The 12,035-nt window shown below is 61.3% G+C and carries 10 protein-coding genes; 6 read left to right on the forward strand and 4 right to left on the reverse strand.

The genetic code is table 11. The features are described 5' to 3' along the window. Nucleotides 1-104: 104 nt before the first annotated feature. Both edd and eda read left to right on the forward strand, forming a co-directional pair. Nucleotides 105-1,910 (forward strand): phosphogluconate dehydratase, encoded by a 1,806-nt coding sequence (edd, locus tag ACW9UO_RS04235; RefSeq protein ID WP_457087736.1) that lies wholly within the window; start codon nucleotides 105-107, stop codon nucleotides 1,908-1,910. 75 nt (nucleotides 1,911-1,985) lie between these two features. Further along, nucleotides 1,986-2,630, forward strand: coding sequence for a bifunctional 4-hydroxy-2-oxoglutarate aldolase/2-dehydro-3-deoxy-phosphogluconate aldolase (gene eda / locus ACW9UO_RS04240; protein ID WP_457087737.1), 645 nt, complete (start codon nucleotides 1,986-1,988; stop codon nucleotides 2,628-2,630). Between the two features lie 332 nt (nucleotides 2,631-2,962). On the opposite strand, the gene ACW9UO_RS04245 is transcribed toward eda, so the two are convergent. Both ACW9UO_RS04245 and ACW9UO_RS04250 read right to left on the reverse strand, forming a co-directional pair. Next, a complete protein-coding gene (locus ACW9UO_RS04245; protein ID WP_457087738.1) occupies nucleotides 2,963-3,226 on the reverse strand; it encodes a hypothetical protein in 264 nt (87 codons plus the stop codon). 2 nt (nucleotides 3,227-3,228) lie between these two features. Continuing rightward, nucleotides 3,229-6,009: a bifunctional [glutamine synthetase] adenylyltransferase/[glutamine synthetase]-adenylyl-L-tyrosine phosphorylase gene (locus ACW9UO_RS04250; RefSeq protein WP_457087739.1), complete on the reverse strand. Its 2,781-nt coding sequence runs from the start codon at nucleotides 6,007-6,009 to the stop codon at nucleotides 3,229-3,231. A gap of 136 nt (nucleotides 6,010-6,145) precedes the next feature. Here ACW9UO_RS04250 and ACW9UO_RS04255 point away from each other — a divergent pair, with 136 nt between their 5' ends. The 4 genes from ACW9UO_RS04255 to ACW9UO_RS04270 all read left to right on the forward strand — a co-directional run bounded on the left by ACW9UO_RS04255 (nucleotide 6,146) and on the right by ACW9UO_RS04270 (nucleotide 8,617). Continuing rightward, on the forward strand, nucleotides 6,146-6,622 hold the full coding sequence (locus ACW9UO_RS04255) for a YbaK/EbsC family protein (RefSeq protein WP_457087740.1): 477 nt from the start codon (nucleotides 6,146-6,148) through the stop codon (nucleotides 6,620-6,622). A 100-nt stretch (nucleotides 6,623-6,722) separates the two neighbouring features. Further along, a complete protein-coding gene (locus ACW9UO_RS04260) occupies nucleotides 6,723-7,199 on the forward strand; it encodes a DUF2852 domain-containing protein (RefSeq protein WP_457087741.1) in 477 nt (158 codons plus the stop codon). Nucleotides 7,200-7,250: 51 nt separating this feature from the next. After that, nucleotides 7,251-7,691: an RDD family protein gene (locus ACW9UO_RS04265; protein ID WP_457087742.1), complete on the forward strand. Its 441-nt coding sequence runs from the start codon at nucleotides 7,251-7,253 to the stop codon at nucleotides 7,689-7,691. A gap of 104 nt (nucleotides 7,692-7,795) precedes the next feature. Continuing rightward, nucleotides 7,796-8,617, forward strand: coding sequence for an arginyltransferase (locus ACW9UO_RS04270; RefSeq protein WP_457087743.1), 822 nt, complete (start codon nucleotides 7,796-7,798; stop codon nucleotides 8,615-8,617). 84 nt (nucleotides 8,618-8,701) lie between these two features. Here ACW9UO_RS04270 and ACW9UO_RS04275 read toward each other — a convergent pair whose 3' ends face one another. Next, a complete protein-coding gene (locus tag ACW9UO_RS04275) occupies nucleotides 8,702-11,056 on the reverse strand; it encodes a TRAP transporter large permease (RefSeq protein ID WP_457087744.1) in 2,355 nt (784 codons plus the stop codon). 12 nt (nucleotides 11,057-11,068) lie between these two features. Beyond that, nucleotides 11,069-11,992, reverse strand: a complete 924-nt coding sequence (locus tag ACW9UO_RS04280) for a TRAP transporter small permease subunit (protein ID WP_457087745.1) — start codon at nucleotides 11,990-11,992, stop codon at nucleotides 11,069-11,071. Between the last annotated feature and the right edge of the window lie 43 nt (nucleotides 11,993-12,035).

The raw sequence follows: 12,035 nt of genomic DNA on the forward strand, positions 1-12,035 counted from the left end.
GGACGGCGACGAGGGTTGCAATCATAGTGGGACAGGACTAGAAGAGATCCAAAGTTAGCGCTAACAGCCGCGTCTGAGCAAGATCGACGCCGATAGGAGCCAGCATGACCTTGAATGCCACCATTGCCGATGTCACCGATCGTATCCGCAAACGCTCTGAGGCGCGCCGCGGCGCCTATATGGAAAAGATGCGCCGGGCCGCCGATGAAGGCCCCCGCCGCGCGCATCTGACCTGTGGCAACCAGGCCCACGCCTATGCCGCGATGGAAGAGGACAAGGGGTCGCTGGTTGCGACGCAGAAGCCCAACCTTGGGATTGTCACTTCCTACAATGACATGCTCTCGGCGCACCAACCGTTTGAAACCTATCCCCAGCTGATCAAGGCTGCCGCCCGCCGCAATGGCGGCACCGCACAGGTCTCGGGCGGGGTTCCGGCGATGTGTGACGGCGTGACCCAAGGCCAGGTCGGCATGGAGCTTTCGCTGTTTTCGCGTGATGTGATCGCGCTCGCCGCTGGGGTGTCGCTGTCGCACAACGTTTATGATGCCGCTGTTTACCTTGGTGTCTGTGACAAGATCGTGCCCGGCCTGATCATTGCCGCCGCGACCTTTGGCTATATCCCCGGTCTGTTCATCCCGGCGGGTCCGATGCTTTCGGGCATCCCCAACGATGAAAAATCCGCAGTCCGTCAGAAGTTTGCCACCGGCGAAGTGGGCCGAGAAGAGCTGATGGCGGCTGAGATGGCCTCGTATCACGGTCCGGGCACCTGCACCTTTTACGGCACCGCCAACACCAACCAGATGCTGATGGAATTCATGGGCCTGCACCTGCCGGGCACCAGCTTTGTCAATCCCGGCACCGAGCTGCGCGATGCGCTGACCGAGGCCGCAACGGCGCGCGCTTTGGCAATCACCGCTCTGGGCAATGAATACACCCCGGTTTGTGATGTGCTTGACGAGAAAGCCTTTGTGAACGGCATCGTCGGGCTGATGGCGACAGGCGGATCGACCAACCTCGTGCTGCACCTGCCAGCGATGGCGCGTGCTGCGGGTGTTGAGCTTGAGCTTGAAGATTTCGACGCGATTTCCAACGCTGTGCCGCTGATGGCGAAAGTCTATCCTAACGGTCTTGCGGACGTGAACCACTTCCACGCCGCGGGCGGTCTGGGCTTTATGATCGGCGAATTGCTTGATGCGGGCCTGTTGCATGACGATACCGTCACTGTGGCCGGTGGCGGGCTGGCGGCCTATGCGCAGGAACCCAAGCTGAAAGACGGCACTTTGATCTGGGAAGACGGCGCGAAAGTCACCTTGAACGAAAAGATCCTGCGCCCGGTGGGCGAGGCGTTTCAGGCCACGGGCGGTCTTAAACAGATGCACGGCAACTTGGGCCACGGCATGATGAAGGTCTCGGCTGTCGCGCCCGAACGCCACATCATCGAAGCCCCGGCGCGGATTTTCCACGACCAGGATTCGGTGAAAGCGGCGTTCCGCAACAATGAATTCACCGGCGACACCATCATTGTCGTGCGTTTCCAAGGTCCGAAATCCAATGGCATGCCGGAATTGCACGGCCTGACGCCCACCCTCGCGGTGTTGCAGGACCGGGGCTATAAAGTGGCGCTGGTCACAGATGGCCGGATGTCGGGCGCGTCTGGCAAAGTGCCCTCGGCGATCCACATCTCGCCCGAAGCCGCCGCCGGCGGGCCGTTGGCCAAGCTGCGCGATGGCGATATCGTGCGGGTTGACGCCACCAATGGCCGGATCGAAGCGCTGGTAGACGACTTCGACTGCCGCGAAGTCGTCACCGCAGACCTGTCGGGCAACAGCCACGGCGTGGGCCGCGAACTGTTCGAAGCCTTCCGCAACAACGTCGGCCTTGCGTCGAACGGTGCGGCGGTGGTTGTGTGATCGCGCGGAATATGTTTCTTCTCTGCCGGTATTCAAGTATCCCAGATATACCCCAATCAGAAAGGCCATTTTGACATGACCCCCCAAGAAGCCTGCATCCAGACCGAAGAACTCTGCCGCCGCGCGCCCGTTGTTCCGGTGCTGGTGGTCAATGACGTGGCCCACGCCCGCCCGCTGGCCGAAGCGCTGGTGGCCGGTGGCCTTCCCGCTCTGGAAGTGACCTTGCGCACACCTGTCGCGCTCGAGGTGATCCGCGAGATGGCCAAGGTTGAAGGCGGGATTGTCGGGGCAGGCACGCTGATCACGCCTGCGGATGTGAAAGCCGCCAAAGAGGCAGGCGCGCGGTTTGGCGTGACGCCGGGCTGTACCGATCTGTTGTTGAGCGCGGTGGAAGCGGCGGACCTGCCGACCCTGCCGGGGGCTGCCACCACAACCGAAGCTCTGCGGCTGCTGGAACGCGGCTATACGGTGCAGAAGTTCTTTCCGGCCGAAGCCAATGGCGGTGCCAAGGCGCTCGGCTCGATCGGTGGCCCGCTGCCGCAGATCAAGTTCTGCCCCACGGGCGGTGTGTCGCTGCAAAATGCGCCGGACTACTTGAAGCTGGCCAACGTGCTGTGCTGCGGCGGCAGCTGGGTTGCGCCGGCGAAGATGGTCGAAGCGGGCGACTGGGCTGGCATCGAAGAGCTGGCCCGCGAAGCCGCCGCGCTCGCGCGTCCGTAAACCAACAGCGCCGTCAAGCGATTGGCGGCGGCTCAGATCGGCCCGCCTCACCCGCGCGGCCGATCTGTTGACAGATCGGTGCCGATCCATTGATGGATCGGGTTGCGCCTGAATGCGGCCCAGACCACCGATCCCGCAACCGCCACCCCTCGCGCCAACGCGACTGATCTGTCAACAGATCAGTACCGATCCATCAATGGATCGGATTGCGCCCGAATGCGGCCCCGGCCACCGATCTCGCGACCGGCCCCCTCCGCGCTAACGCGACTGATCTGTCAACAGATCAGCACCGATCCATCAATGGATCGGGTTGCGGCTCAATGCGGCCTTGGTCAGCGATCCCGCGACCGCCACCCACCTCGGCGGCGCGGCTTGTCAGACCCAACCAAGCCCTCGCGCAACACCGCCGTCATCGGGTGATCGGGATGCGCCACGCCATAGCGTTCCAGCATCGCATCAATCGCAATCCGCATCTCCGTATCCACCGCCAGCGCCCAATCCAGAAAGATCGACCGACACTCGCCTTCGGTGATCCCGTCTATCCGATAACTTTCAAGGATCAATCCCCGCGGATCCAGCGCATCGCCCTTAACCATTTTCACGCCTCCGTTCCCGGCAAAGCCGTGGTGATCGCCGCCGCAGCGCACGCGCGCAGATCGCCAAGTTTCACGTCCAGCTCTTCCAATGTCGCCACCCCGCATTCGCGCAGCACAAACCCGGCCCCGCCGCCCGCCAGTTTGCCCGGATCAAGCGGTGTGTCACTCAGCAACCGCGACGACATCTGCAACGCCCCCTGCACCTCATAGGCCTCTGACAGCACAGCGGCGTCTGCGTCGGATACGATCCCGGCCCGCGCCGCAGCGGCAAGACCCGCCTGCGTGTCACGCTCGGCGCAGCCTTCGATCAAGGCACCAGCCTGGGCAAACAGTTCAATATCCTGCATCCGTCCCGGCCCGATCTTGGCATCCAAGCCGCCCTCGGGCGATTTCGACGCGGCAATCCTTGCGCGCATCTTGGCCACTTCGGACAACACGTCCTCCCGCCCGCGCTGGCCCAGCAAATCACAGCGCAGGCGCTCGACATCCTCGCCCAAACCCGTCGCCCCTGCCACCGCACGCGCGCGGGTCAATGCGAGATGCTCCCAAACCCAAGCCTCATTCCGTTGGTAATTCTCGAAACTCTGCCACGAGGTCGCCACCGGACCCTGCGTGCCCGACGGCCGCAAGCGCATGTCCACCTCGTACAACCGCCCTTCCGACATTGGCGCGGTCATCGCCGTCACCAAAGCCTGTGTCAGCCGGGCGTAATAGGCGCGCGCAGCCAGCGGGCGACGGCCTTCGGAACTCTCAACCCCCTCAGCGTCATAAATCACGATCAGATCAAGATCCGATGACGAGGTCAGCCGCGCCGCGCCAAGCGACCCCATGCCAAGTACAACCGCCCCGCGCCCCGGCGCAGGCCCGTGTTTGATGGCAAATTGCGCCATGACCTCGGGCCAAAGCGCCGCCAGATTGGCCTCGGCCAGCTCAGCGTATTGCTGCCCCGCCTGCCCCGCGTCGATCAATCCGCGCAGATGATGCACGCCGATGCGGAAGTGCCATTCCTTGGCCCAACGCCGCGCCGCATCAAGCTTGCTCTCGTAGTCGCCTTCGCGCGCCAGAACCTCACTCAACCCTTGGGTCAAGGCCGACTGCCCCGGCCAATCGGCAAAGAAATCCCCAACAATCACCGCATCAAACACCGCCGAATTGCGCGACAGATAGCGCGCCAAGGCCGGCGAAGTGCCCGCGATATCCACCAGCAGATCAATCAATTGCGGATTGGCCTCGAACAGCGAAAACAGCTGCACCCCCGCCGGCAACCCCGACAAAAACCCGTCAAAGGCGTTCAACGCATCGTCGGGCCGCGCGGTCTCGGACAACCGGCACAGGATCTCGGGGCGGATGCGGTTAAAAATTTCGACCGCGCGTGGACTGCGCAGCGCGGCATAGCTGCGCCAGCGTTTGGTCACGGTGGCATCGAAGTCGGCCATCGGCGCGGCGTCGGTCTCTGACACCGGATCAGGCGCGAAAAAGCCCTCGGTCCGGCTGTGCACCTCGGTCAAGCGGCGCATCAGATCGGCATCGAGCGCATCGCGTTCCATCCCCATCATCGCCGCGATCCGCTCAAAGCCATCGTCGGAATTGGGCAGCGTTTGCGTCTGCGCATCGGCGACCATCTGCAACCGGTGCTCGACCTCGCGGTGAAACCGGTAGTGCCCGGTCAGCACGTCGGCCAAATCCTTGGGCAGCCAGTCTTTGCGCGCCAGCACCGCCAGCCCGTCGACCGTGCCCCGCACCCGCAGGTCCGGGTCGCGGCCGCCGGCGATGATCTGTTGGGTCTGGGTAAAGAACTCGATCTCGCGGATACCGCCGCGGCCAAGTTTCATATTATGGCCGGGTAAGGTGATCGGCCCACCCAACCCCTTGTGTGCGCGAATGCGCAGCCGCATGTCATGCGCGTCCTGAATGGCGGCGAAATCCAGATGTTTGCGCCATACGAACGGCCGCAACTCGCCAAGAAACCGCTCACCCGCCGCAATGTCCCCGGCGCAGGCCCGCGCTTTGACATAGGCGGCCCGTTCCCATGTCCGGCCAAGGCTCTCGTAATAGCGCTCCGCCGCCTCCATCGTCATGCAGACCGGCGTCACCGAGGGATCGGGCCGCAGCCGCAGATCGGTGCGAAACACATAGCCCTCGCCAGTGGGATCGTTGAGCATCGACGACATCTTGCGTGTGGCGCGCACAAGGCTGGCGCGGGCCTCAAGGTAGTCATCCCGCTCAAACTGGCTCTCGTCGAACAGGCAAATCAGATCGATGTCAGAGGAATAATTAAGCTCATAGGCGCCCATTTTTCCCATTGCCAGCGCCACCATGCCGCCCCCGGTTTCGGCATCTTCCTCGGTTTTCCCCGGAAGCTTGCCCCGGCGAATTTCATGGCCAACGCAGGCGCGGATCGCCAGATGGGTGGCGAGATCGGCAAAGCGGGTGAGCGTGCCCGTCACCTCCTCAAGCGACCAGACACCGCCGAGATCGGCCAGCCCCGCCAGCAGCGCCACGCGCCGTTTGCCCATGCGCAACGCTGATGACAGCTTGTCGGGCGCAACCTCCTTCAGTTCGCCAAACAGCACCTCGATCGCGGCTTCGGGGCCGTCGAACGTGGTGGACAGCCAGGCCTGCTCTTTCTCACACAGCCCTTTAAGGTAGGGGCTGCACCCGCCGGTGCCCTCCAACAGATCGGCCAATTCGCCGCTCACCTCGGGGAAAAGCGCGCGGGTTTCGGCCCCGCGTTCGGGGTCATACGGGCGGGGCAAACGGGTGATGCGGCTGGCAAATGTCATGGCCTGAGTTGCGCATGAGGGCGGCCAAGGGTCAAGTGGTGCGCAGCCCTTGCGTCCTGCCAAAATGCGCAGCGCAATACTGTGGTTGACCTCTCCGCCGGCTCTGCGATTTTCGCGGCAGGACTTGGAGGCAAAGATGAGCAAATCTCTCAAACGGGTGGCGCGCGCGCTCGACGCGGCCGGAATTGAAACCGAAATCGTCGAGGTGGGCCAATCGCGCACCGCGCAAGAGGCGGCGGATGCGGTCGGCTGCCACATCGACCAGATCGCCAAGTCCATCATCTTTCGCGGCGAGACCAGCGGCACAGCGCTCCTGTTTCTGACCGCAGGCGGCAACAAAGTGGACGCCGACAAGGCCAGCGCAGTCGCGGGCGAACCCCTGGGCAAAGCCGACGCGGCGCTGATCCGGGCGCAAACTGGCTTTGCCATCGGCGGGGTCGCACCTTTGGGCCATATCAACCCGATCCGGGCGTTTTTGGACCCCAGACTGCTCGAATTCAGCGAGATTTGGGCCGCAGGCGGCACGCCGCGGCATGTTTTCGCCATGCAGTCTGACCAACTTCAGCCGGTGACCGGCGCGCAAGTCGCTGATTTCACTGCGCTATCAAAATAAATGTAATAAACATTCACATAGACCCTTGCGAAAACACTGGCCAATCCTCATCTGTTGTAATGTGAAAAGCATTCACATTGAAAAACAACGGAGAACCTCAATGACAACCGTCGCAACAGAAGTCCAACCGATCCGGTCCAATCTAGGCTGGTTCGCACGCAGTGAGGCCTGGCTCGACAGTAAAGGCAAGGGTGCCTGGATTGCTGCGGTGGTCCTTGGATTCATCTTCTTCTGGCCTGTCGGCCTTGCCCTTCTGGCTTATACGATCTGGAGCAAACGCATGTTCGGAAAATGCAACAAATCCCGCAACCTTGGCCGTCATTCGGCACATTGGAACGCCATGAAGCCCTCGGGCAACCGCGCCTTTGACGCCTATAAAGAAGAGACGCTGCGCCGCCTGCAAGACGAGCAGCAGAACTTTGAAGCCTTCCTCGAGCGCCTGCGGGCCGCCAAAGACAAGGCCGAGTTTGACGAGTTCATGGAAGACCGTTCGCGCGATGCCGCACGCAACCGTGCGGACCGGGCAGAGCGGGACGATCGCGATGACCGCAACAGCGAACCCCGTCAGAACGCCTGACCTGACACACGAGTGGCCCCAGCCTCGGGGCCACTCTTTCCAACGGAGGACATGATGTATACCGCCGCCCTGCCCGATCCCCAGTTCCAACCCGAGTTCTATGCCGACATCCCGCCCAAACGCCTGATGGCCTGGGTGATCGATGTGGCCCTGACCCTTGGCCTGACGCTGCTGATCCTGCCCTTTACCGCCTTCACCGGCTTGTTCTTTTTACCGTTTCTCTATGCCACCCTCGGCTTTATCTACCGCGTGATCACGCTTTCGGGCGGGTCGGCCACGCTTGGCATGCGGGTCATGTCGGTGGAATTGCGCAGCGCCCAAGGTGAAAAACTCACCCTCGGCAACGCGTTTCTGCACACCGTCGGGTACTATGTCAGCTGGGCAATGGCGCTGGTGCAACTGGCCAATGTGGTGCTGATGCTGTCCTCAGAGCGAGGCCAATCGCTGACCGATATGGTGATGGGCACGGTGATGCTCAACCGCCGGGCCTGACACAAATCCAGTCAACACCGGGCAATCCCCCGCCGTCGCCAAAGCCTAATGCTTGGCGGCGGCGGTTTTCGTTGCTATCTTGAACGCAACCAAGGGATACCTCGATGCGCCACACACTACCGCTCGCGCCGCAATTTTATGTGACGGCACCGCAGCCCTGCCCTTATTTGGACGGACGGCTGGAGCGGAAATTGTTTACCTCGCTGCAAGGCGACTCTGCGCAAAAGCTTAACGACAGCCTGTCGAAACAGGGGTTTCGGCGATCGCAGAACGTGCTGTATCGCCCGTCTTGTACCGAATGTTCGGCCTGCATGTCGGCGCGGATCGCAATTGACGAATTCACCCCCACCAAGAGCCAAAAGCGCACCCTGCGGCGCAATGCCAACCTTGAGCGGCGCGCCACCTCGCCTTGGGCGACCGACGAACAGTTTGATCTGTTTCGCGAATACCTTGAAAGCCGGCACGCCGAAGGCGGCATGGCCGACATGGATGTGTTCGAATTCGCTGCGATGGTCGAGGAAACGCCGATCCGCTCGCGGGTGGTGGAATATGTCGACAAGGACAGCAACGACCTGACGGCGGTGTGCCTGACCGATGTGCTCGATGACGGGCTCAGCATGGTCTATTCGTTTTACCAGCCCGACCTGCAACGCCAGTCGCTGGGCACCTATATGATCCTCGATCATATCGAGATCGCGCGGCAAACCGGCCTGCCCTATATCTATCTTGGCTACTGGGTGCCGGGCAGCCCCAAGATGGGCTACAAGGCCAAGTTCTCGGGGCTTGAGGTGTATTCGGGCGGCAAATGGATCAAGATGCGCGATCCGGAGGCCTATGCCGCCGAGGAACACCCGCTCTCGACCGATCCGATTGCCGAGCAGGTCGCCAATATCTCATTGCCGGATATGAGCCCGCGCGGCCGCTGACCGCTTAACAAAACCCAACGCTCCAAACGCAAACAACCGGCCCTGAGGCCGGTTGTTTTTTTTGTTATAGGCATGAACCCGAAATCAATTCGGGATCAGATCCGGCACAATCGTCACAATCGACGGGAAGAACCACAAGATCGCCAGCCCGGCCACCTGGATCAACACGAACGGAATAACGCCCTGATAGATGTGGCCCGTGGTGACTTCTTTCGGGGCAACGCCGCGCAGGTAGAACAGCGCAAAGCCAAATGGTGGCGTCAGGAACGAGGTCTGAAGGTTCACCGCAATCATGATCGTCACCCATTTCGGATCGAAGGTGCCCCCATAGATCACCGGCCCGACAATCGGGATCACGATGTAAATGATCTCAAGAAAATCAAGCACAAAGCCCAGAACGAACAGCACCAGCATCACGATCAGAAAGACTTTCAACTCATTGTCGAAGCTCTGAAGGAAGGTCTGGATATAGTGTTCGCCCCCGAATGAGATCACTACGAGGTTGAGCAACTGTGAGCCGATCAGGATGGTGAAGACCATCGAAGTGACCTTGGCCGTTTCCCGCACGACAGGCGTGAGCACGCCGCCAGCAAACAGCACCCAGAGCGCATAGAACAACCCGAAGATCGAGAACAGGTAAGCCGCCTGCGCCACGAAGAACGCGATCCAGCTTTCCGCTGTGACGGTCTCGAGCCCGACCCGGAGGTCAAAGTTCACCCCGACGAGGATCATGATCGTGACCGCAAAGGTGGTCCAGAGGATGATCTTGCCCGACTTGTTCTCATCCGCCAGCTTGCGATAGGCCGCGAGCATGATCGCCCCGCCTGCCCCAAGTGCCGCTGCCGGCGTTGGGTTGGTGATGCCGCCAAGGATCGAGCCGAGCACCGCAATGATCAGCACCAGCGGCGGGAACACCACGCGGAGCAGCTCATTCTGTGACAGGATGCCCGCCGCATAGCGCACGCCATAGATGGCCATCGCCAGCGGGATCAGCAGGATCAGGAAGGTCACACCGGGCGACGTCAGCGGCGACACAAACAGCGCATCCGCCAGCAAGCCCAGCACCACCCCGGCCCCGCCGATCAACAGCGGCACAGGGTTGGCGGTGGGCGAAACGCCCCGCGCCGTGGTCAGCACCAAGGCCAGCATCAAGAAGCCAATCGCGATGCCGGTGCCGATTGGCGCGGCATCAGACAGTTTGGTCTGAAGCGCGTCGGCGCGTTCTTCATCGCTTAGCGCGCGGGATTCCGCGACGCCACCGGCCTCGTCAATGGTCTGTTGTTGCGCGATGGCCGTGTCCCAGGCCTGTTGGCCATGCAGATCAATCATCGCCGCTTGGCAGCTTTCATTGACGTTGGTCCGAAGGCTCGCGGTCTGGCCCGCGTCGGAATAGCTGTCGACCGTCACGTTCTGCGTGCCAACGATATTGACCTGCCCCATGGCGATGATTAAAGCGATCAAACCGATGGGCACAAACAGATACCACGTCAGCGCTTCGCTGCGGGTGACAACCTCGCCGCCGCCATCGTCAAGCTCGACCGCAGGAGCCTTGGACGGGTTGATCAGCGCATAAACAAAGGCATAGGTGCCATAAAGCACCGCCAGCAAGATCCCCGGCAACAGCGCCGCTTGGAACAGCGTGCCGACCGAGACAACCGCCGGTTCGCCGAGATAGGTCAGCGCGTCGGAGCAGCCCAAAAGGTTGGCCCGTTCTTCCTGCGCGGCGGAATAGAGATCGCCCGCAAGTGTGCCAAGCAGAACGATCACAATCGACGGCGGGATGATCTGCCCCAAGGTGCCTGAGGCCGCAATCACACCGGTGGCCAGTTGTGGCGAATAGCCTGCGCGCAACATGGTGGGCAGCGACAGCAGGCCCATGGTCACAACAGTCGCACCGACGATGCCGGTCGAGGCCGCAAGAAACGCGCCCACAACAACCACCGAAACAGCAAGACCGCCGGGCAGCGGGCCAAACACCCGTGCCATGGTTGTCAGCAGGTCATTGGCGATGCGCGAGCGTTCCAGCGTGATGCCCATCAGGACGAACATCAGAACCGCCAGCAAAGTCTCAATCGACTGCCCCGCCAGAACCCGTTCGTTCATCCGGTTGACAACAAACGAAATATTCCGGTCGAGCGCGGTTTCCCAACCCTGCGGGAACACCGGTTCGCTGTATCTTGGCAACTCGGGATAGCGGAAGGTCGAAATCGCCTCGCCGCGCACCCCCTGCGCAATCAGATCGGCATACATCGCCGATCCGGTGTCAATTGCCTGGTGAATCAACAGCCCGGCGCTGTCGAGTGCTGCGATGATCGCAAATGAAATGACCCCCGCGCCACCGATGGCAAAGGCCACCGGAAAGCCCGAGAGAATGCCTCCGAAGAGACATAGGAAGACGATGATCAGGCCGATCTCGACGCCATCAAGTCCGAATAGCATGTGCCCTGCCCCTTAGTGTTTTTCTTCGATCGCGTGCACGAGTTCGGCTTCTTCGCTGCCAAGCACGTCACGGTCGAGATATTTGCCTTCGCTCTCGGGTCCTTCGCGGAACTCCAGATACGAGCGATAGAAGAAGGCCCAAGCATGGATAAACACCAGCCCGGCATAGGCCACGAGCAGCACCTTGAAGAGGAAATAGGCGTCAAAGCCGTTGGGCGAAAAGCCGATGGTTTCCACATTCCAACGCAGCGCGCGCGCCTTGGTGATCAGCCGATCAAGGCTGTCCGAGGCCGATGGTTTGGGCACCACAAGGTGACGCCACAGGAAGTACCAGCCATACATCCACGTCAAAACCGCCGAGGGCAGCATGAAGATCATGCAGCCAACCATGTCGACCACCCGTTTGGCGCGGAAGGAAATCGAGGAATACACCAGATCGACCCGCACATGCCCTCCCTGCACAAAGGTGTAGGTTGCGCAAAGCGCGACGATCATCGCGTTGTAAAGCTTGAGCTCTTCGCCCCACCAGCTCACATCACGGGCCAGCATGGTGCCGAAGCCGATCGAGATTTCGGAGGCGGCAAAGATGCGCTGCATAAAGACGATGATGATCTGTTGCAGCACCATCAACAGCCCGGCCCAGGCAAAGAAACGCCCGATGGCGTTGGCAAAGCCTTCCAACGTGCGGGTGACGCCCCACAGGAAGCGATTGCTCCAAAGCCCGAAAGCAGTGATCACGAGGAAAAAGACGAGGGCAACAAAGAAAAACTCGACGGAGCCGCCGTAATAGATAAAGCGCATCAGCGCTTCTTTGTCTTCGGTCTCTTCAAGACCTCCAAGCCAGGCAAGCCACGATCCGGGTTGCGCGAGTGCAGCAACCAGATTGTAGAATGCCAGTCCGATACTCTGGAATATCCAGACGAGACCGTCCAGCATCAGATCCCCCTTCCAATGTTATGGCAGTGCCGCTTTTTTCGTG

The sequence above is a fragment of the Marinovum sedimenti genome (genome assembly GCF_054052205.1).

Excerpts from the sequence above, each read along its gene's own strand:
- eda (WP_457087737.1), top strand. The coding sequence starts at position 1,986 with ATGACCCCCCAAGAAGCCTGCATCCAGACCGAAGAACTCTGCCGCCGC.
- ACW9UO_RS04250 (WP_457087739.1), bottom strand. The coding sequence starts at position 6,009 with ATGACATTTGCCAGCCGCATCACCCGTTTGCCCCGCCCGTATGACCCC.
- ACW9UO_RS04265 (WP_457087742.1), top strand. The coding sequence starts at position 7,251 with ATGATGTATACCGCCGCCCTGCCCGATCCCCAGTTCCAACCCGAGTTC.
- ACW9UO_RS04245 (WP_457087738.1), bottom strand. The coding sequence starts at position 3,226 with ATGGTTAAGGGCGATGCGCTGGATCCGCGGGGATTGATCCTTGAAAGT.
- edd (WP_457087736.1), top strand. The coding sequence starts at position 105 with ATGACCTTGAATGCCACCATTGCCGATGTCACCGATCGTATCCGCAAA.
- ACW9UO_RS04280 (WP_457087745.1), bottom strand. The coding sequence starts at position 11,992 with ATGCTGGACGGTCTCGTCTGGATATTCCAGAGTATCGGACTGGCATTC.
- ACW9UO_RS04275 (WP_457087744.1), bottom strand. The coding sequence starts at position 11,056 with ATGCTATTCGGACTTGATGGCGTCGAGATCGGCCTGATCATCGTCTTC.
- ACW9UO_RS04270 (WP_457087743.1), top strand. The coding sequence starts at position 7,796 with ATGCGCCACACACTACCGCTCGCGCCGCAATTTTATGTGACGGCACCG.
- ACW9UO_RS04260 (WP_457087741.1), top strand. The coding sequence starts at position 6,723 with ATGACAACCGTCGCAACAGAAGTCCAACCGATCCGGTCCAATCTAGGC.
- ACW9UO_RS04255 (WP_457087740.1), top strand. The coding sequence starts at position 6,146 with ATGAGCAAATCTCTCAAACGGGTGGCGCGCGCGCTCGACGCGGCCGGA.